Here is a 20,785-nt window from a genome sequence, read left to right as displayed (position 1 = left end):
CGATCGGTGCAGAACGGACGCCTCAGACGTCCGCGCCGTAATCGTCGTCGGGCATGTCGTCGTCGGGGTCCTCGGGGGCCCCCTTGCCGTCACCGTCGTAGTCGAGGAAGCGGATGCCCTCGTCGACGCTGCCGTCGAATCCGACCTTGCCGTTCTGCAGCACGATCACCCGGTCGCACATCTTGCGCACCGACGCCGGCGCGTGACTGACGTAGAAGAGCGTGCGCCCGGACGTGCGGATCTCCTGCATGCGCTCCATGCACTTCTTCTTGAAGGGCCGGTCCCCCACGGCGAGCACCTCGTCGGCGAGGAACACGTCGGAGTCCACGTGGATCGCGATGGCGAAGCCGAGCCGCGCTCCCATGCCCGAGGAGTAGTTCGAGACCGGGGTGTCGAGGAACTTGCCGATGTCGGCGAACTCGACGATGTCGTCGAACTTGCGCTTGGTCTCCTTGGCGGACATGCCCAGGATCGCGGCGTTGAGGAACAGGTTGTCGCGGCCCGAGAGCTGGGGCTGGAAGCCCGCACCGGTCGCGATCAGCCCGGCGACGTGGCCGCGTACGAGCACCTCGCCCCCGTCGGGCCGCATCACCCCGTTGATCATGCGTAGGAGGGTCGACTTGCCCGACCCGTTCAGCCCCATCAGACCGACCGACTCGCCCTGCTCGACCGTGAACGAGACGTCGTCGAGGGCCAGGAACCGCTCGGAGGTGCGGTGCCCCCGGGCCCGGGCCACCACCATGTCCTTCAGGCTGCGCTGGTAGCGCAGGGTGAAGGCCTTGGACGCGTGGTCGACGACGATGCTGGTCGGCCTGGCGCCGCCGGTCGTGCCGCTCATCAGAGTCGCTCCGGGAACTTGTTCTCCAGGCGGCGGAAGACCCACTGGCTGAAGACCAGGAAGACCAGGCCGATCACGAGCATGATCAAGCCCCGCTCGATCAGGTGCGGCGGGTAGGACGCCGCGAAGTCGTACGCCGGGTCCCCCACGCTGACACCGTCCCAGAAGCCGCGCTGCAGCAGGAGCACGGCGGGAGCGACGGGGTTGGCGAGGTAGAGCTGCTCGATCCAGGTGCCGCCGATCGAGCTCTCCGAGAGCCGCGAGTACGGGTAGATCATCGGCACCATGAAGTGCATGAACTGCGTGATGGTCGCGACGATGTTCTGAAAGTCGCGGAAGTAGACGTTCAGCGCGCTGAAGAGCAGGGCCGTGCCGATCGCGAAGACGGTCAGCATCGCCAGCCCCAGGAAGACAGCGAGCACCCCCGTCCAGTCGCCGTTCCAGCCGATCAGCCCGCAGGCCACGGTCAGGAACAGCAGCATCGGGACGGTGTGGAAGACCGCGACGACCACCGCCGAGATCGGGAAGACCTCCCGCGGCAGCGCCATCTTGGAGACCAGCTGCCGGTTCTGCTGGATCGCGCGGGTGCCGAGGCCGAAGCTCTGCACGAAGAAGGTGACGGCGACCAGCCCGGTGAAGAGGTGGATGGCGAAGTTCGGCGTGGTCGTGCCGACGCGCAGCACCAGGCCGATGGCGAAGTAGTAGACGACGAAGCGCACGCCTGGCTGCAGGTAGGACCAGAAGAAGCCGAGGAAGGACCCCGAGTACTGCTTCGCCAGCTGCCGCATCACGATCAGGCGCAGCAGGTACCAGCGTCGCGCGACCTCGATCAGCCCGCCCGAGGGCGAGGGCGAGCGCAGGGGGAGGTCGGCGTACGCCGGTCTCTCGCCGCCCGCGTCCGCGTGGGTGGTGCTCACTCCTGCTCAGGCCGATCCGGCATGGTGTCGGCGAAGGTCTGCCGCCACGCCTCGACGCTGGTGATCTCGGGCAGCGCGTCCTGGTACGCCTTCGCCAGCCGCGGCCACTCGCGCAGGAACCGCTCGTGGATCGCGACCGTGCGTGAGAGCAGGGACTGGAACTCGGGGCGGTCGCGCTGGTACCACATCGCCGAGGTGCCGTCGGGTGTGGAGACGACCACGGAGTCGAACTGCGCGATCTTCCACCACTTCGCGTCCATCGCCGCCAGCGAGGCCTCGGGGTAGTCGTTGGCCAGCTCGCGCCGCGGGCGGAACTGCCGGACGGTGGAGGTCGCCGCCGTGACGATCTGACCGAGCGCACCCTTCGGCGCGGTCGGGTCCACGCCCCGCTTCGGCGGCTTCTTGCGCCGCACCTGGGGGAAGGCGTCGGGGTCGGACTCGGTCTGGCCGTCCTGGAACCCCGCGCGCATGGCACGGATCTCCGGCAGCGTGCTGCCGATGGCGGGGTGCAGGTGCTCGGGGCCCTTCAGCACGTCCTCGAGCGCCTTGTGCCGCAGCTCGGCGGTGGAGTACTGCATCGAGAACAGGTGCTTGACCTGGTGGTTGAAGGACTCGCGCACCATGCGACCGCCCCGGTCGTACGGGCTGTGGAGCAGGGCGGCGACGAAGCGGTTTCGCTGGTGGTAGTAGGCCTGCCAGTCCAGCGCGTCGTTCTTGTCGGTCCACGGCACGTGCCACACCGCGGCACCGGGCATCGTCACCGTCGGGTAGCCGGCCGCGGAGGCGCGGACGCCGTACTCCGAGTCGTCCCACTTGATGAAGACCGGCAGGCTCAGCCCGATCTCCTTGATGACGCTGAGCGGGATCAGGCACATGAACCACGGAGTGAAGTCCACGTCGATGCGCCGGTGCATCCAGCGCGAGGAGCGGAGGTTGCGCGAGGCGAAGTCCCAGTCCGTCTCCACCGTCGGGGGGCTCTGCCACCAGAACCGCCACGGGTTGATGATCTCGCCGAAGGAGTGCAGCCGGGCCTTGGAGTAGAGGCTGAACATGTGCCCGCCCACGATGGTGGGGCGGCGGCACAGGTCACCGAAGGTGCCGACGCGCACGATGCCCTCGGGCTCGGACTCGATGTCGTCGTCGTAGAAGAGCACGTACGTCGACCGGTCGGCCTCGAGCACCTCCGCCTGGCTGCGGGCGAAGCCGCCCGACCCGCCGATGTTGCCCTGCTCGATGACCCGCAGCTTCTCGCCGATGGCCGCCTGCGCGTCGGGGAACAGGTCGGCGTCGGCGACCTTCTTGGTGCCCTGGTCGACCACGATGACCTCGTCGAGCAGGTCGAGCACGTGGGACTCGGCGCCGATCTCGGTGAGCAGATTCGCGCAGAACTCGGGGCGGTTCATCGTGGTGATGCCGATGGTGATCGTGCCGGCCTCGGCGCGGTCCTCGGGGACCGCCGCCGACCACTCGGCCTCGACGAGCGTGGCGTCCTCGGTGCCGGCGACGACGTCGAACCAGTACCACCCGCCGTCACCAAAGGGCTGCAGCGTGAGGTCGAAGGAGAAGTCGCACGACTCCGCGTCGACGCCCTCGATGGCCTTGGCGCGCTGGGAGCGCCCGTCGGGCATCGAGCGGTAGACGATCACCGACGCGCCACGGCCCTCCACGCGGCCGGTCAGGCGCACCTGGTCCACGACCGTCCACTTGCGCCAGTAGGAGGCGGCGAAGGCGTTGAAGTAGGTGCCGAAGGAGAGCCGGGCGCCGGCGTTCACGCGGACGCTGCGCCGCCCGAGGATCTGCTGGGGGTCGAAGGCGCCCTCGCTGCCCGTGGTGCCCATGCGCGAGATCGCCGAGGCGATCGCGGCGGCCTGGCCGCCGATGTTGGTCGCGATGTCGAGCTGGGCCTTCTCGGAGTCGACGTACAGCGGCATGACGTCGGTGTCGCGGTTGGCCGGGAAGACCACGCGCTGCAGGGTGCGGCGTACGAAGCCCGGCTTCTCGGCCGGGGCGGACTCCGGTGCGTCGGCGGCAGCCAGACCCGCGGTCGGCGCGTCCTGGGTCGCCGGTGCCGACGGGCTCACGCGTCGGCCCCGTCGGTGGCCTCGGCCAGGTCGGCGCCGTCCCGGAAGTGGGGGGCGAGCCGGTTGTCGAACATCGACAGGGCCGAGCCGATCGCCATGTGCATGTCGAGGTACTGGTAGGTGCCGAGCCGGCCACCGAAGAGCACCATCGGCTCGGCCTTGGCCTTCTCGCGGTACTTCAGCAGCTTCTCGCGGTCCTCGGCGGTGTTGACCGGGTAGTACGGCTCGTCGCCCTCCTCGGCGAAACGGCTGAACTCCCGCATGATGACGGTCTTGTCGCCGGGGTAGTCGCGCTCGGGGTGGAAGTGGCGGAACTCGTGGATCCGGGTGAAGCCCACGTCGGGGTCGGGGTAGTTCATCACCGGGCAGCCCTGGAAGTCGCCGACCTCCTTGACCTCCTCCTCGAAGTCCAGCGTGCGCCAGCTCAGCGCGCCCTCGGAGTTGCCGAAGTACTCGTCGACCGGGCCGGTGTAGACGATCGGGACCTTGCCGACGTAGGTGTCCTTCACGTCGAAGAAGTCGGTCTCGAGCCGCACCTCGATGTTGGGGTGCTCGGCCATCTTCTCCAGCCAGGCGGTGTACCCCTCGGCCGGCAGACCCTCGTAGGTGTCGTTGAAGTAGCGGTTGTCGTAGGTGTAGCGCACCGGGAGCCGGCTGATGATGTCTGCGCTGAGCTCCTCGGGGTCGGTCTGCCACTGCTTCGCGGTGTAGTGGGCGATGAACGCCTCGTACAGCGGCCGGCCGATCAGGCTGACGCCCTTCTCGACGAAGTTCTCCGGCTCCTTGCCGTCGAGTTCCGCGCTCTGCTCCCTGATGAGCTCGCGCGCCTCGCTCGGGGAGTAGGCCGCGTCGAAGAACTGGTTGATCGTGCCGAGGTTGATCGGCATCGGGTACACCTGCCCGTCGTGGTTGGTGTACACGCGGTGCTGGTAGCCGGTGAAGTCGGTGAACTGGCGTACGTAGTCCCAGACCCGCTTGTTGGAGGTGTGGAAGAGGTGCGCGCCGTAGCGGTGCACCTCGATGCCGGTCTCGGGCTCGGCCTCGGAGTAGGCGTTGCCCCCGATGTGGGAGCGCCGGTCGATGACCAGCACCTTCTTGTCGAGCTGGCTCGCGCAGCGCTCGGCGATGGTCAACCCGAAGAATCCGGATCCGACGACGAGCAGGTCAGGCAGGGTCACAGCGGTGTACTCCTAGGACGTCTACGGGCGGCTGGAGTCTATCGGCGTGCGGTCGCCGCGAGCGGACGGCTGCGAGCCGGGCCCGTCGCCGCGGTTGGCCAGCAGCCGACGGTACGCCGCGCGGCGCACCGACTCGGGCACCAGGCGGTAGCCGCCCCGGACGAGCACGTTGCGTGCGTACTGGCGGCGTGAGGTCAGTCCGAGGCGCCGGAACCGACGCTGCAGCGCGAGCTCGGAGCGCAGCAGAGCTCCCCCGCCGCGCCGGGCGTACGCGCCTGCGCCGACGCGGTAGAGGACCAGCGGCTCGGCCAGGTTGGCGGGCTCCGCGCCTGCTTCCACCATGCGGGTGAAGAGCAGGTAGTCCTCCATCAGCGGCATGTCGGTGTACCCACCGGCCGCCAGGACCGCGGCGCGGCGGTAGACCACGGTCGGGTGGTTGAAGGGGTCGCGGAAGCGGATCACACGGCGGATCTCGGCCGGGTCCGTCGGAGGCGTACGACGGCCCACCACGTCCTCGGGCGTCTCCCCGAACTCGACCAGTCCGGCACCGACGATGTCGGCGCCCGCCTCGATGAGCGGGAGCTGGCGCTCGAACCGGTCCGGGACGCACAGGTCGTCGGTGTCCATGCGGGCCACGACGTCGTGCCGACACGCGGCGAGCCCGGCGTCCAGGGCAGGACCGAGCCCGCCGTTGGCGGGCAGCCGCAGCCGTCGCACCGGCACCGGGCTCTGCGCGACGAGCTCGGTGAGGGCCTCTTCCAGCTCGGGGGTCACGGGACCGTCCTCGACGAGCACGACCTCGGCGGGCCGACGCGTCTGGTCGACCACCGCCGAGCGGAACGCCTCGCGCAGGAAGTCGGGCCGGTCGCCGGCCCACGTGCTCATCAGGAGGCTGAAGGCCACGCCGGCGTCGAGGTCCCGGCCGATGCCCCGGGACTCCCGGGCGTGCGCCACGAGCCGACCGGTCGGTGCGGGCTGCGTCGTGAACCCCTCGCGCAGACCACGCACGAGACCGCGGCGCAGCGTGGCACGGTCGGCGGACCGGGCGTACGTGCGCGCCCACCGCCGCACCGTCGAGGCGCCGTAGAGCAGCTTCTCCGACGGCGCGAGGCTCGTCGACCGGGTGAACATCCAGGTCTTGTTGCGGACCTCCCAGAAGAACCTCTCGCCGGGGTCGACGTCGGTCGCGCCGAACGTCCTGGTCTTGTGCACGACGACCGAGGCCGGGCACCAGAGACCGGAGCCACCGCGGATGAGCCGCGTGGAGTACTCGAAGTCGTCGTTCCACAGGAAGTAGTCGGCCACGGGCAGGCCGCGCTCGCGGACGCGTGCGGCGTCGCACAGGATCGAGACGAAGGACGCCGAGCGCACGGCCGTGCAGCCGACCGCCGCCGCCGCCGCGCGCTCGCCCCGGCTGACCCCGGGCTTCTCGCGCGGGGTGTTCATCGGGTGGTCGCGCCCGTCGGTCCACACCACCCGCGAGGCCACCACCGCCGGTCGTCGGCCCTGGGGGTCGCCGGGGTGGTCACGCCAGGCCGTCACCGCGGCACCGAGCGCGGTGGCGGTGGGGACGGTGTCGTCGTCGAGCAGCCAGACCAGGTCGGGGCTGTGGGTCAGGGCCCGGGCGATGCCGGCGGCGAACCCACCGGCCCCGCCCAGGTTCTCGGCGAGCGTGCGCACGTCCAGCAGCGGGTCCGACTGCGCCCGGTGGGCGAGGAGCTCCGCGGTGCCGTCGTCGCTGGCGTTGTCGATGACCACGACACGCTCGAGCGGGTGCTCCTGCGCCGCCAGGGCGTCGAGGGCCTCCCCGAGCAGCTCGCGGCGGTTCCAGGTGACGACGACGGCGACGACCCGGTGCGCGTCGCCCTCGCTCAGCACACCGAGTCGAGGTCGTCGGAGTCGTTCGCGGCGTAGCCGTCGGCGAAGGTGCCCAGCGACCCGCCGGTCGAGTTCTCGTCCGCGCTCGGGTCGAGCGGCGTGGTCGGCACGGCCGCCTTCTTCTCCGGACGCGGACTGTCACCCAGGGCGCGGCGTACGCGCTCGTGGATCAGCGCGATGTCGGGGTTGCCCGTGTCGATGAGCGGCGGCACGAAGGACACCGTACGGATCGGCTGCGAGCGGGCCTTCATCGCCAGGGGCACGAAGGTCGAGAGCTCCGAGGCCGGCACCGAGGTCTTGACCATCGCCTTGGACGCCTCGGCGATGTCCCCGAAGCTGGTCACGACGGTCATCGGGTCCAGCTGCTCGACCATCGCGTTGAGGACGCACTTCTGGCGCGCCATCCGCGAGTAGTCGTCGGAGGTGGCGCGGGAACGGGCGAACCACAGCGTCTCGAAGCCGTCGAGCAGCTTGTCCTCGCCGGGCTCGATGTAGTAGTCGATCGGGGCTCCGACCCCGCCGACGGGGATGGGCTGGGTGACGTTGAGGCGTACGCCCCCGACGGCGTCGACGAGGTTGCGGAAGCCGCGCAGGTTGACCATCGCCCAGTAGTTGATCGGCAGGCCCGTGATGCCCTCGACGGCCTCGAGGGTGGCTTCGATGCCGGCGCTCTTCTTGGAGCCGAAGATCTCGTGGTTGTCGCGCGCCCACGTGGCCAGCGAGTTGAGGTAGCAGCCCTCGCAGTCGAAGCCCTGCGGGAACTCCCGCGCCATGACCGACCCCTCGGGGAAGGTGAAGTCCGCCATGTTGCGCGGCAGACCGAAGAGCACGGTCTGCCCGGTCTCCTCGTCGATGCTCGCGACCATGATCGAGTCCGGCCGCAGGCCCCAGCGGTCGGCGCCCGAGTCGCCGCCGAGCAGCAGCACGTTGTAGCGGCCCTCCCACGGCTCGGAGGCCTCACCGGAGGACAGCACGCCGTCGTCGGAGACGAGTCCCTGGGCGACACCCGCGACGTTGGCGCCGAAGAGCAGGGCGCCCGCGGTGGTGAAGCAGAGCAGGCCGTTGACCCCGGTGACCGCGAGCCGCTGGCGCTGGGCGAGCCCGAGCGGCTGCCCGAGGCGCCAGGCGTCGAGGAAGAGCAGCACCCACCCGACCGCGAGGCCCATGAGACCGAGGCGTACGAGCCCGAGGATCCAGCCCTGCGTGAGCAGCGTGATCGCCGCGCCCGAGGACAGCGCGCCGAGCAGCAGCACCAGCACGGCGGTCGCGGCGATGGTCGCGGCCGTGCGAACGGCGATGCGGCCGACGCGACGGTTGCCGGCGACGAGCTGGGCGGACCCCGGCAGCACCAGGGTCATCGCCATCAAGGTGAGGGCGCGGCGGAAGCGCAACGATGCGGCACGGTGTCGTGACTGCTCGGGCGCCTGGTCCGGCAGGTGCATGGGGAAGACCTTCCTGAGACGAGAGCTCCACCAGTGTCGTCCTCGCCGACCGGGTTTCGCGGACCGGCGCGCCGGGGCGAGGGGTCAGCTCTCGCCCCGCCGCCCGCGCTGGATCTCGTCCTTGCTGGCGAGCCGGTGCGACCGGCGGATCTCCGCCTCGCGCGACCGACGCCGCTCCTCGTCGTCGGTCAGCTCCAGCGGCGCTATGCGCCGCGGGCTGCCGTCGGTGTCCACGGCCACGAAGACGAGGTAGGCGCTCGCGACGTGCTTGGCGGTGTCGCCCGCCTCGTCCCACGGCTGCGCCTCGACGCGTACGCCGATCTCCATCGAGCTGCTGCCCGCCCAGTTCACCTGCGCGTGCGTCCGGATGATGTCGCCGATCTGCACCGGGTGGAGGAAGGCCATCTCATCCATCGCCGCGGTCACCGCGGGACCGGCACTGTGCCGCTGCGCCACCGCACCCGCGGTCGAGTCGACGAGCTTCATGATGACGCCGCCGTGCACGTTGCCGAGCAGGTTGGAGTCCTCGTGACCGGCGAGGTGCGCGAGCGAGACGCGGCTGTACGCGGGCGCCAGGGGGGCGGGGCGGTCGGTCTCGTGGCTCACGCGGGCCAGTATTCACGGGCGGCGCCCCGGCCGCGTCCCGGTTACCGTTCCCCCCGTGCAGCTGAGCCCTGATCCACCGATGTCGAGTGGTGGCGTGAGCGTGGCGTAGAACGAGAATGCCCTCCTGAGCAGGGAGGATCTGGATTGCGACGTCCGATCCGAACCACTCAAGAGGGGCACCTCGTAAGTGAAACCTTCTCACACGATCCGGCCTGTGTTCGATGACCCGAACCTGGTGTCGGCAGCCGGTCTGGTCCCGGCGCTGCGGCTGGCCGAGTCGGCCGGGCTCTACGACCTTCTCGACGACCTGACGGTGGCCTCGCCGAACGCTGCTGCGAAGACCGCGTCGGTGGTCGGCGGGATGCTCGCCGGTGCGGATTCCATCGATGACCTCGACCTGTTGCGCCACGGTGGGATGGGCCGACTGTTCGCCGGGGTCCGGGCACCGTCGACGCTGGGCACGTTCCTGCGCTCGTTCACCCACGGGCACGTGCAGCAGCTCGACAAGATCAACGCCGGGCTGCTGGCCGGACTCGCGACCCGGGTGCCCGGCCTGCTCGCCGGTTCGGACGCGGACGGGATTGCGTTCGTTGATGTCGACGACACCGTCCGCGAGGTCCACGGCTACGCCAAGCAGGGAGCGGCGTTCGGGTACACCGGCCAGCGCGGTCTCAACGTCCAGCTGGCGGCGATCTCGACTCCGACCGCAGCACCAGTCATCGCCCGCGCCCGGCTCCGCAAGGGCAACACCGCTTCCGCGAGGGGCGCCGGCAGGTTGTTGGCCCAGGTGATCACGACCGCCCGCGCCGCTGGCGTGACCGGTCGGATCCTGGCGCGTGCGGACTCCGCCTACTACGGGCACGCGTTCGTCGGCACCGCCCTGCGGCACAAGACGTGGTTCTCGGTGACCGCGCGGATGACGCCGAGCGTGACCGCGGCGATCACCAGCATCGACGCAGGTGCCTGGAAGCCGATCGAGTACCCCAACGCGGTCTACGACGAGGACGAGCAACGCTGGGTCAGCGACGCCGAGGTCGCCGAAGTTCCCTTCGTGGCGTTCACCGGCCGCCGCAAGCGCGAGCACGTCCGGTGTCGTCTGGTCGTGCGCCGGGTCAAGCGACTCCAGCCCCTGGCATCGGACGGGACCGAGCAGGGCGAGCTGTTCGCGACCTACCGCCACCACGCCTTCATCACCAACAGCACACTTTCGACCGTCGAGGCTGATCAACGTCATCGTGACCACGCGCTGGTCGAGCAGGTCATCGCCGAGCTCAAGGATGGTCCGCTCGCGCACCTGCCGTCGGGGAAGTACGCGGCCAACGCCGCCTGGGTCTCCCATGCCGTGATCGCGTTCAACATCGCCCGCGCTACCGCGGTCGCTGCCTCGATGCGCACCGCCCGCTGGGCAACCCTGCGCACCCGGATCATCAACATCCCCGGCCGGATCGCGACCACCGGCCGGCGCCTCGTCCTGCACCTTCCCACCCACTGGCCGTGGGCATCGCGCTGGAAACTGTTGTGGTCGACCGCGTCCGGGCCACCAGCCCTTGTCACGACCTGACCACCCAGCCAGAGACGGCGCGACCGAGGACCTCGAAGTGGAAAAGCCGGCACCGACCGGCAGATCAGCCACGCCCCGAGACCAAGCGACGCGAAGGCTCCACCGGAATCACCGACCACAAATCAACGGTGGTGGATCCGGGCTGAGCGACCCCCTGGCCGACCTGGTCATCGACACCCCACCACCCGACGCCGGCCCCTCGCGGCTCCTGACGCTCGCAGAGGTCACCACGCCGCTGACCGGCGTACGCCTCGCCCTGGCCGCGCCGTTCCTCACCCGCGCGCCCCGCGGTGACGGGCACGTCGTCGTCGACGTGCCGGGATGGAAGGCGCCGGAGGCATCGGGCTGGCCGATCCGCACGTTCCTGCGCAGCCTCGGGTACGACGCGCGGTCCTGGGGCCTCGGCACCAACCAGGGCGACGTACGCACCGACGTGGGACGCCTCCACGCCCAGGTCGTGAACCTCGCCGAACGCCACGGCCCGGTCTCGCTGGTCGGCTGGAGCCTCGGTGGAGTGCTCTCCCGTGAGGTCGCCCGCCGGTCGCCCGACGCGGTGCGTCGGGTCGTCACGTACGGGACCCCGGTGGTGGGCGGACCGGCGTACACGTTCGTGGCGAGCCGCTACGACGCCTCGGCGAAGGAGCAGGCCGAGCGCGCCGCCCACGACGAGGTGCCGATCAGCGTCCCGGTGACCGCGATGTTCTCCCGCCGCGACGGCATCGTCGCCTGGCGTGCGTGCCTGGACCGCACCTCACCGCACGTGGACCACGTCGAGATCGGCTCCCCGCACCTGGCGATGGGCATCGACCCCGCGGTCTGGCGCGTGGTCGCCGACCGGCTCGCCCGCCCGGTCTGAGACACCGGCGCCGCTAACCTCGCCCCATGGGTGAGAGCGGACGCGGTGGTCGTGGTGGCTCCGGCGACTCCGGGGAGTCGGCGGACGACTTCGGCTGGCTGTACGGCTCCAAGGGTCGTTCCTCGGACGGGTCCCGGGAGGCGCGTGGCCCCCGGCGTCCGAGCCAGGACGCGGACCCCACCCAGGTGATGCGCATCCCGCGCGATCCGGACGACGAGCAGACCCAGGTGATCCGACGCCCGGGCGCCGCCGAAACCACCGGGGCCCGCGGTGGTGGCGCCGCGGCCGGTCGTGGCGGGGACGACCGCCGCTTCAGCGGCCCTCCGCCGGACCGACCGGCACCGGCTGTCGCGCCGCCGCCCCGTCCGCGACGACGTCGCGGCACGGGTCGTCGCATCCGGCGCGCGCTGCTGCTGCTCGTGGTCGCCTGGCTGGTCTACCTGCTCGCGGTGCCGCTCTACGCCTTCTCCCAGGTGCCGCGCGTGGAGTTCGAACCCGCCGGTGACCGACCCGCGAGCCAGCCGGGCACGACGTACCTCGTCGTCGGCAACGACGGCCGCGGCGACCTCACCCAGCGGCAGCGGCGTCGGCTCTCGCTGGGTCCCGAGGACGTCGGTCAGCGCACCGACACCATCCTGCTCCTCCACGTCGGCAGCGGTCCGAACCTGCTGCTCTCGATCCCCCGGGACTCGCTGGTCGACGTGCCCGACCAGGGCGTCACGAAGATCAACGCGGCGTACGCCTTCGGCGGCGCACCGCTGCTGGCGCAGACGATCGAGCAGAACACGGGCATCCGCGTCGACGAGTACGTCGAGATCGGCCTGCTCGGTCTCGTCCAGCTGGTGAACGCGGTCGACGGCATCACCGTGTGCCCGGAGGAGCCGATCGTGGACCCGCTGGCGAACCTGAAGATCCGCCGCGGCTGCAGCGAGGTCAACGGGCTGCGTGCGCTGGGCTACGCCCGCTCGCGCAAGACCTCGACGCTCGGCGACATCGACCGGGCCGCGCGCCAGCGCGAGGTCGTCAGTGCGATCGGGTCGAAGATCACCTCGCCGCGCACCGTGCTGGACCCGTTCCGGTACTGGGCCATCGGGCAGGCCGGCTCGAAGTCCATCGCCGTCGGCGAGGGCACCGGTGCCCTCGCCCTCGGCCGGTTCGCCTTCGCGATGACGCGCGTCAACGGCGAGAACGGTCTGACCTGCTCGGTGCCGATCGTCGACCTCGCGGTGAACTGGGACCCCGAGCGCGCGCCCCGCATGTTCCGCCTGATCGCGGAGGACCGCACCGAGGACATCGGTCGACAGCTGTGCACGGGCTCCGGCCTGCCCGGCACCCGCTGAGAGCCCACTCCCCGCGAGGGGTCACTTCCCGCGAGAGGTCACTTCCCGCGAGAGGTCGATTCCCGCGAGAGGTCGATTCCCGCGGGCGTGGCAGAGTCGCCCCGACCACGCACCGACCCGAGGAGAACCGTGAGCGACCCGACGTACGAGACCCTGACCTGGAGCAACGACGACGGCATCCTCACGCTGTGGCTCGACCGCCCGGATGCGATGAACTCGTTCACGGTGCAGATGGCGCGCGACTTGGAGGACGCCTTCACCCGGGTCAACGACGACGACTCGGTGCGCGCGGTCGTCGTCACAGGGCGGGGCAAGGCGTTCTGCGCCGGCATGGACCTTTCCGCCGAGGGCAACGTCTTCGGCCTCGACGAGACGCTCTCCCCCACCCCGGAGGACCTCGACGAGCGGCTCACCGAGGAGCCGATCCACTCCGGCGTACGCGACACCGGCGGCAAGGTCGTGCTGGCGATCCACGCCTGCCGCAAGCCCGTCATCGCGGCCATCAACGGAGCCGCGGTGGGCATCGGCGCGACCATGACGCTCCCGATGGACATCCGCCTGATGAGCAGCAAGGGCCGGATCGGCTTCGTCTTCGGGCGGCTCGGCATCGTGCCCGAGGCGTGCTCGAGCTGGTTCCTGCCGCGCCTCGTCGGGCCGCAGCAGGCGCTGGAGTGGTGCTACTCCGCCGACATCCTCTCCGCCGAGGAGGCGCGCGACGGACGGCTGGTGCGCTCGGTGCACGAGCCGGAGGAGCTGCTGGAGGCGGCGTACGCCCTGGCGCGGAAGTTCACCGAGGGTCGGTCGCCGATGTCGGTCGCGCTGATGCGGCAGATGCTGTGGCGCAACCCGTCCTTCGACCACCCGCTCGAGGCGCACAAGGCGGACTCGCTGGCGATGTTCTACACCTCGATCGAGGACGGCAAGGAGGGCGTGGCGGCCTTCCGGGAGAAGCGCAGCCCGGAGTTCACCGCGTCGGCGAGCGACCTGCCGCGGATCTACCGCGACTGAGGGCGGAGCGAACGAGGTGCCATCGGGCAAGGCAACATCGGACGCGCCGGTTTTCACTCAGGGCGTCGCCTCGTGGGGGCGCGTTGCGCTCGGCGTTCTCACCGTTCTTGCAGGGATCGCCGCTGTCGTCGTGGTGGTGCGCAGTCTCGTCGACGCCGACTGGCTCTCACCTGAGGGCAGCACGATCGCGGCGGTGGTAGCCGCAGCCGTCTTCCTCGGACGGACCGGTGTCCGCATCGACGCGGAGGGCATCGCGGTGCGAAGCGTGTCGTCGCAGACGCGGGGATCGTGGACCTGGTCGGAGATCCGCGAGGTCGCCGTCGCCCGCAACGGCGGCTCCTGGGCTCTCGCGGTGCGACCGACAGGCTCGACCTGGGACACCCCCGGCCCGTCATCTCCCGCGGTCCCCCCGATCCGACGGCTGGGCAGGGAGGACCGTCGCGCCCGGCTGCTGCACGTGCCGCAGCACTACTGCGGGCGTCACGACGTGCCCCTGACCCGGTCGCGCGACGGGTTCGGTTCGGCGCCACCCGGGAGTCCGTTGCGCTCGGGCTCCTGAGTCGACGTGCGCGGCGCCCAGAAGAGATGGAGCGGACGCGAGGATTCGAACCTCGACCTCTTCTCTGGAAGAGAAGTGCGCTGCTTTTACACCACGTCCGCGTGACCGGGCTGCGAGGAGCACGGCGGGACACACCCTCCCACGGAGGGAGAGGCGGCACGGACGGGGCCTCCCCCAGCCGGCTCAGCCCGGCTCAGCCGGGCAGCTTCAGCGCTCGCAGGGCCGTGACCGCGGCGTTCTGCCCGCACATGCCGTGCACGCCTGGGCCGGGCAGCGTGGCCGCCGAGCAGAGGTAGACGCCCTTCACGCCGGTCAGCCACGGCTGGGGCGTGAGCCGTGGGCGCATGGCCAGCTGCATCGGCCCCGTGGCGCCGGCGGCGATGTCGCCGCCGACGTAGTTGGGGTTCCAGGCCTCCAGGTCGGCCGGGGAGTGCTCGGACCGCCCGACCACGCGGTCCCTCGCGCCCGGCGCGAACCGCTCGATCTGACGCATGATCAGCTCGTAGCCCTCCTCCCGGGTGCCCTCCCACCCGTTCGGCACGTGGGCGTACGCCCACACCGGGTGCACGTCGCCGGCCGCTCGGGTCGGATCGGCGACCGACTGCTGACCCAGCAGCACGTACGGGCGCTCGGCGAGCCGGCCGGCCGCGACCTCGCGCTCGGCGTACGCGATCTCCTCGAAGGTCCCACCCAGGTGCACGGTGCCGGCGCGGCCGACGTCGGGGTCCGTCCACGGCAGTCCGCCCTCGACCGCGATGTCGATCTTGAACGACCCGGGCCCGTGCTTCCACGACGTGTACGTCCGCCGCACCCGACCCGGGAGACGGTCGCCGAGGATCTGCGCGGCGGCCCCGGGGGCGGTGTCGAGCATCAGCACGTCGTGCGGCGGGAGGTCGTCGACCGAGGTCACGCGTACGCCCGTCTCGACGCTCCCGCCCAGCTCGCGGAGCCGTGAGACGAGAGCGTCGGCGACCGACTGCGACCCGCCCTGGGCGACGGGCCACCCGTGGGAGTGCGCGGCGACGGCGAGCAGGAGCCCGGCTGCCGAGGAGAGAGGGTTGCTGAACGGAGTCGTGCCATGGGCCGCGCACCCGGCCCAGAGTCCCCGGGCCGCGGCGGTCTTCCAGCGCCGCGCGAGCAGGCCGGCCGGCTGCGCGGCGCGCAGTCCGAAGCGGGCCAGGAGCAGCGGGTGCCGCGGGATCGTCGTCAGGGCCGCCAAGGCGTCGTCGGCGAGATGCTCGGTGTGCCCGGCGAAGGCGCCGAAGAGATCACGCCAGGCGTCGGCGTCCTCACCGAGCCGCGAAGCGGTCCGCTCCACATCGCGGTAGATCAGCCCCGCAGGCTCGTCGTCGAGGGGATGGGCGACCTGCACCTCGGGCCAGACGTAGCGCAGTCCGTGCCGGGCCAGGTCCTGGTCGCGGAAGAACGGCGAGGCGACCCCGAGGGGGTGGAAGCCGGATCCGAGGTCGTGGATCACACCCGGCACGGTCAGCTCCGCGCTGGACGCTCCCCCGCCGATGCGGTCGTCGGCCTCGAGCACGGTCACGTCGAGACCGGCCTCGGCGAGGCGTACGGCTGCTGCGAGCCCGTTGGGGCCGGAGCCGACGACGATGGCGGTGGTCATGGAGGACCTATGCCCGACCAGCTGCGCGTGATCACGCAGGCGGCAGGATCAGTCCGCTCGGCGCGCGCCCGCATCAGGCAGGAGCGACAGGGTCAGGGCGGCCGCGGCGACGAGGGCGAGCACGACGAGCGAGGCGACGTACGACCCCGTCTGCGACAACGACAGCGCCGGCACCAGCGGGGCGACCGCCGCGGAGGTGATCATCGACGACTGCGCACGACCCTGCAGGCGGCCGAGTCCCGCGAGCCCGAACGTACGCGCCCACACGGTGCCGTTGGCGACGCCGACCCCGCCGGCGGCGACCCCGAGCACCGCGAAGGACACGTATGCCGCCGCCTCGGTCGGCACCAGGAGCGCGAGCACGCCGACGAGCTCGAGCGCGCTCAGCAGCGCCAGCGTCACGCGCGTGGAGATCCGGTCGAGCACGACGCCGGCGCCCAGCACCCCGACCACGGCCGTGGCGCCCATCAGACCGACCGCCACGCCGGCCGCGATGAAGCCGATGCCGCGCTCCCCCAGGATCGAGACCGCGTGGAACGTCAGTGCCGTCGCGATCAGGGGAGGCGCGGCGAGCACGAGCAGCATGCGGGTGGCCCGTGCCGAGGGCAGGTCCGGCCACCTCCCCCGGGTCGTGCGTGTCGCCGCGGGGAACGCCGCCACCTCGGTGTCCGGTGCGTGCGGGGTGCCCGGCATCGGCGCCGCCACGTCGGTGCCGGGTGCGACGGGCCCGGTCCGTACGAGCAGTCCGAGCGGCACGACGGCGACGAGCACCACGAGGCCCAGCAGCAGGTACGCGCTGCGGTAGCCGATTGCCACGATGAGCAGCGCGACCAACGGCGGGAGCGCGATCGAGGCGCCCGTGACGCCGAGGTTGGCCACGGCCATCGCCTGACCGCGACGCCGCGTGAAGCTGCGCGCGACGAGCAGCTGCCCGACCAGCGACATGCCGCCCTGCCCGGATGAGCGCAGCAGCGCGAGGGCGAAGAAGGCGAGCACCGCCCCCGACGCCACGCTCGCCAACCCGCAGGCCACCGCGAGCACCGCCGCCACTGCGCACCAGGCCACGCGGAGCCCTGCTCGGTCGACGACACGGCCCAGCGCGAGCATCGACAGCGCCGAGACGACGGTGCCCGCGGCGTACAGGCCCGAGAAGGCCGTCCGCGAGAGACCGGTGCCCACCAGGAAGTCGTCGACGAAGACGGAGACGACGAACGACTGACCTGGCGCGGTCGCGAAGAAGGCGACGGTCGCCAGCACCAGCACCCGCCACTGGTGCGCTCGCTGCGCGAGGTCGGGACCGCGAGCGGCGTCGACAGTCGCAGCGCTGCCTCCGGTCAGCGGCCGACCCCGGCGTGCATCTCCCAGACGAGCACCTCGGAGGGCTCGGTCGCGGTCACCTTCTGACCCCCGGTCGCGGTGAAACGGACAGCGTCGCCCTTGGTCAGCGCGCCGGCACCCTCCAGCGTCACCGCTCCGCGGGGCACGAACAGGTGCAGGAACGGCGCACTCGGCAGCTCGACGGTCTCGCCGGGCTGCAGGCGCGCAGCGTGGAGGGCGGCGTACTTGTTCGAGATGCGGATCGCGGTCTCATCGCGGTGCGTGTCCATCCCGGAGGCGACCGGCACCAGGGCGCCGGAGGACAGGCGGGCGTCGTCGATCTCGAGCTGCTCGTAGCCCGGCGTGATGCCGGAGGAGTCGGGCAGCACCCACATCTGCACGAAGTGCACCGGATCGTCGTGCACGTCGCCCGAGAGGGTCCAGGAGTCGTTCTTCTCGGAGTGGAGGATGCCCGTGCCGGCACTCATGCGCTGCGCCAACCCCGGGTAGATCACGCCGTTGTGCCCGGTCGAGTCCTGGTGGACCAGCGATCCCGACAGCACCCAGGTCACGATCTCCATGTCGCGGTGCGGGTGGGTGTCGAACCCGGTGCCCGCGTTCACGACGTCGTCGTTGTTCACCATCAGCACCCCGTGGTGGGTGTTGCCCGGGTCGTAGTGCGGGCCGAAGGAAAACGAGTGGTGGGAGTCCAGCCAGCCGTACTGACTGGAGAACCGGTCACCGCTGCGGCGCACGTCGATCTCGGGGCTCAGCTGCATGGTGGGGCTCATGGCGTCATCCTCTCGTGTCTCGGTGCCGCCACAACTTCGTTGACGGCTCAAGCATTCCCGCCTCGTCGGGGTCCCCCGCACTGACCGACACCCGTGGTGGGATGGGCCCCATGATGCGACTGCGTACGCGAGGACTGCTCCGCTTCGGACTGCCGCTGACCCTGCTGGGCGCGGGCGCTGCGTACGCGTACGCCACCTATCCCAGGATCGGGGCGTTCGCCTTCCGGCTGAACTACGCCGTCGAGCGGCGCCGGTCGGGACTGAGCAGCCGCAGCGTCGACGTCGACGGCCTCCGCATGGCCTACGACGAGGGAGGCTCGGAGGACGCCCCCACGGTGGTGCTCGTGCACGGCTACACCGCCGACCGCACCCTGTGGCCGAACTTCGCGCGCACGCTGACCAACTACTTCCACGTCATCGTCCCCGACCTCGCGGGCCACGGGGAGACCCCGTTCCGCGACGGCGACGACTTCTCCGGCCCGGGCCAGGCCGATCGCCTGGCACGCATGCTGGACCTGCTCGGCGTCGAGGACTTCCACGTCTTCGGCAACTCCATGGGCGGTCTCGTCGCCGCCCACCTCGCCCACCGGCACGCCGACCGCGTGCTCTCCCTCGGACTGTGCGACGCCGTGGGTGCCACCACCGAGGCGCGCAGCGACGCCCAGCAGATGCTGGACCGCGGCGAGCCGAACGTGTTCCTCCTCGACTCCGTCGACCAGTTCCCGCGCTTCTACGGTATGACGATGGCCAAGCCTCCGCCGGCACCGAAGTTCGTGCTGGACGCGATGGCGAAGCAGTACGTGGACCGACGCGACCAGTACGAGGAGATCTTCGACGCCTTCTACGAGACCGCGCAGCTCGACGACCTGCTGAGCGAGATCACCGCACCGGCGATGATCGTCTGGGGCGCGCAGGACCAGCTCGTGCACCCCGACAGCGTCGACGTCTGGGGTCGACTGCCCGAGGTGCGCGAGGTCAAGGTGTACGAGGGCGTCGGGCACATGCCTATGGTGGAGATCCCGCGCCGGAGCTCCGAGGACTACCGGGCCTTCCTGGACTCGCTCGGCGACTAGCGGCTCAGTCGCTCTCGCCGATCAGGGCGACCTGGCCGTCGGGCACGCCGTCGCGGTTCATGTCCGAACTCCGCGCCCGGTGCGCGTCCCAGCGCAGCGTCGAGGCGGCCAGCACGGCTGCGATCACCGAGGCACCGAGCACGGCTGCCTTCGCGATCTCGACCTGGTCGCCGTTGCTGAAGGACAGCTCGGCGATCAGCAGCGAGACCGTGAAGCCGATTCCGGTCAGGAAGCTGACGGGCAGCAGGTCGCGTACGCCGATGGCGTTGGGCAGCCGGAACGGCGTCACGGTGGTCACCAGCCAGGTGACCCCGAGGACCCCGACGACCTTGCCGAGCACGAGTCCGCCGGCCACGCCGAGCACGATCGGATCGGTCACGAGGGCCCCCAGCCCGTCGCCGCCGACGACGGTGACACCGGCCGCGAAGAACGCGAACAGCGGCAGCGCGAGCCCGGAGCTGATCGGTCGCACCACCTCCTCGAACTGGTGGACCCGGGTGTGGTTCTCACCGAAGATGCGCGTGCGCGCGGGCACGACGAAGCCGAGCAGCACACCGGCGATCGTGGCGTGCACGCCGGACTCGTGCACGAAGACCCAGGCGACGACCGCGAGGGGCAGCAGCGCCCACCACGCCGACCACTTCTGCCGCGTGACGATCGCGAAGGCCGCGATCGCGGCGAGGCCCGCACCGAGCCAGCCCAGGCTCAGCCCCTCGGTGTAGAAGACGGCGATGATCGTGACGGCCAGCAGGTCGTCGACCACGGCCAGTGTCAGCAGGAAGAGCCGCAGAGCCACGGGCAGGCCGCGGCCGAAGACCGCGAGCACGGCGAGGGCGAAGGCGATGTCGGTCGCCGTCGGGATCGCCCACCCCGAGCCCGCTCCCTCGACGCCGGACGACAGCACGACGACCGCGTAGACGATCGCGGGCAGGGCCATGCCGCCGATCGCGGCGAGCACGGGCACCGCCGCCTCGCGGGGGTTGCGCAGTGAACCCGCCACGATCTCGTGCTTGAGCTCGAGCCCGACGACGAAGAAGAAGATGGCCAGCAGGCCGTCGGCCGCCCAGGTGGACAGAGCGAGGTCGAGCTTCAGCCCGAAGACGGCGTCGGTGCCGACCTTGAGGTCGGCGAGGCTGTTGTACGCCTCGCGCACCGGCGAGTTCGCCCAGACCAGGGCGACGACGGCGGCGCCGATCAGGAGGAACCCTGCCGTGGTCTCCTTGGAGACGGCGGTGGCGAGTCGCTCGATCGGACTGCTTCCGGTGTCGTCGGGACGGTAGTCGGCATCCGCGGCCACGGGGAGCTCCTCGGTCGTACGGGCGGCTGAGTCGGTCAGTCTGACAGGTGGCCGGTGCCCCGGCGCGACCTCAGGCCCGGTCCCCCATCTCCAGGTCGTCGAGAGCGCTCCTGTCCGTCGCCTCGCCGAAGGCGTGCCCCGAGAGCACCGCGGCGCGACCGATCGCGATGCCGCCGATGGCCGACGTGGCGAGCTGGAGACCGATCGCGAGCAGACCGGCCGCCGCCGTCGACCAGGACGGGTCCATCAGCACGACGCCGAGGACGACGAACGCGACGCCGATGCCCGCCGCTTTCGCGACGGCCGAGATCCGGGTGTAGGGATCGGGCAGGGTGACCAGACCGATGCCGGCCACGGCGAAGACCAGGGCACCGGCGATCGCGAGCCCGTGCCCGAGCACGTCCATCACCGTCAGCAGC

General features: G+C 71.1%; 18 protein-coding genes and 1 tRNA gene. 6 read left to right on the top strand and 13 right to left on the bottom strand.

Going from position 1 to position 20,785, the window contains the following annotated elements; translation table 11 throughout:
• Positions 1-22: 22 nt before the first annotated feature.
• The 7 genes from KLP28_10480 to KLP28_10450 all read right to left on the bottom strand — a co-directional run bounded on the left by KLP28_10480 (position 23) and on the right by KLP28_10450 (position 8,952).
• Positions 23-838, bottom strand: a complete 816-nt coding sequence (locus tag KLP28_10480) for an ABC transporter ATP-binding protein (protein QWC84040.1) — start codon at positions 836-838, stop codon at positions 23-25.
• Positions 838-1,755: an ABC transporter permease gene (locus KLP28_10475; GenBank protein ID QWC84039.1), complete on the bottom strand. Its 918-nt coding sequence runs from the start codon at positions 1,753-1,755 to the stop codon at positions 838-840. The genes KLP28_10480 and KLP28_10475 overlap by 1 nt, the downstream gene beginning before the upstream one ends.
• Positions 1,752-3,686: a glycosyltransferase gene (locus KLP28_10470; protein ID QWC86923.1), complete on the bottom strand. Its 1,935-nt coding sequence runs from the start codon at positions 3,684-3,686 to the stop codon at positions 1,752-1,754. The genes KLP28_10475 and KLP28_10470 overlap by 4 nt, the downstream gene beginning before the upstream one ends.
• A gap of 146 nt (positions 3,687-3,832) precedes the next feature.
• The gene (gene glf / locus KLP28_10465; protein ID QWC84038.1) at positions 3,833-5,014 is read right to left on the bottom strand and encodes a UDP-galactopyranose mutase; all 1,182 of its coding nucleotides are present in this window, start codon (positions 5,012-5,014) and stop codon (positions 3,833-3,835) included.
• 21 nt (positions 5,015-5,035) lie between these two features.
• Entirely contained in the window at positions 5,036-6,892 is a 1,857-nt protein-coding gene (locus tag KLP28_10460; GenBank protein QWC84037.1) for a glycosyltransferase, read from the bottom strand.
• The gene (locus KLP28_10455) at positions 6,886-8,334 is read right to left on the bottom strand and encodes an LCP family protein (protein QWC84036.1); all 1,449 of its coding nucleotides are present in this window, start codon (positions 8,332-8,334) and stop codon (positions 6,886-6,888) included. The genes KLP28_10460 and KLP28_10455 overlap by 7 nt, the downstream gene beginning before the upstream one ends.
• Positions 8,335-8,418: 84 nt before the next feature.
• Positions 8,419-8,952: an acyl-CoA thioesterase gene (locus KLP28_10450; protein ID QWC86922.1), complete on the bottom strand. Its 534-nt coding sequence runs from the start codon at positions 8,950-8,952 to the stop codon at positions 8,419-8,421.
• A 175-nt stretch (positions 8,953-9,127) separates the two neighbouring features.
• Between KLP28_10450 and KLP28_10445 the strand changes: the two genes are divergently transcribed.
• The 5 genes from KLP28_10445 to KLP28_10425 all read left to right on the top strand — a co-directional run bounded on the left by KLP28_10445 (position 9,128) and on the right by KLP28_10425 (position 14,264).
• Positions 9,128-10,501, top strand: coding sequence for an IS1380 family transposase (locus KLP28_10445; protein ID QWC84035.1), 1,374 nt, complete (start codon positions 9,128-9,130; stop codon positions 10,499-10,501).
• 37 nt (positions 10,502-10,538) lie between these two features.
• Positions 10,539-11,357 (top strand): hypothetical protein, encoded by an 819-nt coding sequence (locus KLP28_10440; protein ID QWC84034.1) that lies wholly within the window; start codon positions 10,539-10,541, stop codon positions 11,355-11,357.
• 26 nt (positions 11,358-11,383) lie between these two features.
• On the top strand, positions 11,384-12,697 hold the full coding sequence (locus KLP28_10435; protein ID QWC84033.1) for an LCP family protein: 1,314 nt from the start codon (positions 11,384-11,386) through the stop codon (positions 12,695-12,697).
• Positions 12,698-12,826: 129 nt separating this feature from the next.
• The gene (locus tag KLP28_10430) at positions 12,827-13,705 is read left to right on the top strand and encodes a crotonase/enoyl-CoA hydratase family protein (protein QWC84032.1); all 879 of its coding nucleotides are present in this window, start codon (positions 12,827-12,829) and stop codon (positions 13,703-13,705) included.
• A 130-nt stretch (positions 13,706-13,835) separates the two neighbouring features.
• Positions 13,836-14,264, top strand: a complete 429-nt coding sequence (locus KLP28_10425; protein QWC84031.1) for a hypothetical protein — start codon at positions 13,836-13,838, stop codon at positions 14,262-14,264.
• A gap of 27 nt (positions 14,265-14,291) precedes the next feature.
• Here KLP28_10425 and KLP28_10420 read toward each other — a convergent pair.
• From KLP28_10420 to KLP28_10405, 4 genes are all read right to left on the bottom strand, one after another.
• Positions 14,292-14,365: transfer RNA gene (locus KLP28_10420), tRNA-Gly, on the bottom strand.
• Positions 14,366-14,457: 92 nt separating this feature from the next.
• Positions 14,458-15,888 (bottom strand): NAD(P)/FAD-dependent oxidoreductase, encoded by a 1,431-nt coding sequence (locus KLP28_10415; protein ID QWC84030.1) that lies wholly within the window; start codon positions 15,886-15,888, stop codon positions 14,458-14,460.
• 48 nt (positions 15,889-15,936) lie between these two features.
• On the bottom strand, positions 15,937-17,151 hold the full coding sequence (locus KLP28_10410; protein ID QWC84029.1) for an MFS transporter: 1,215 nt from the start codon (positions 17,149-17,151) through the stop codon (positions 15,937-15,939).
• A gap of 71 nt (positions 17,152-17,222) precedes the next feature.
• The gene (locus KLP28_10405; GenBank protein ID QWC86921.1) at positions 17,223-17,984 is read right to left on the bottom strand and encodes a pirin family protein; all 762 of its coding nucleotides are present in this window, start codon (positions 17,982-17,984) and stop codon (positions 17,223-17,225) included.
• Positions 17,985-18,106: 122 nt separating this feature from the next.
• On the opposite strand from KLP28_10405, the gene KLP28_10400 reads away from it, so the two are divergent.
• Complete coding sequence (locus KLP28_10400) at positions 18,107-19,069, top strand: alpha/beta hydrolase (protein ID QWC84028.1); 963 nt, start codon at positions 18,107-18,109, stop codon at positions 19,067-19,069.
• Positions 19,070-19,073: 4 nt separating this feature from the next.
• Here KLP28_10400 and nhaA read toward each other — a convergent pair whose 3' ends face one another.
• Positions 19,074-20,318, bottom strand: coding sequence for a Na+/H+ antiporter NhaA (gene nhaA, locus KLP28_10395; protein QWC86920.1), 1,245 nt, complete (start codon positions 20,316-20,318; stop codon positions 19,074-19,076).
• Positions 20,319-20,436: 118 nt separating this feature from the next.
• Complete coding sequence (locus KLP28_10390) at positions 20,437-20,781, bottom strand: monovalent cation/H(+) antiporter subunit G (GenBank protein ID QWC86919.1); 345 nt, start codon at positions 20,779-20,781, stop codon at positions 20,437-20,439.
• Between the last annotated feature and the right edge of the window lie 4 nt (positions 20,782-20,785).

The organism is Nocardioidaceae bacterium, assembly GCA_018672315.1.
GTDB lineage: Bacteria > Actinomycetota > Actinomycetes > Propionibacteriales > Nocardioidaceae > TYQ2.
The sequence above is the reverse complement of the archived record's forward strand: the minus strand, read 5'-3'. Positions and strand labels throughout refer to the sequence as shown.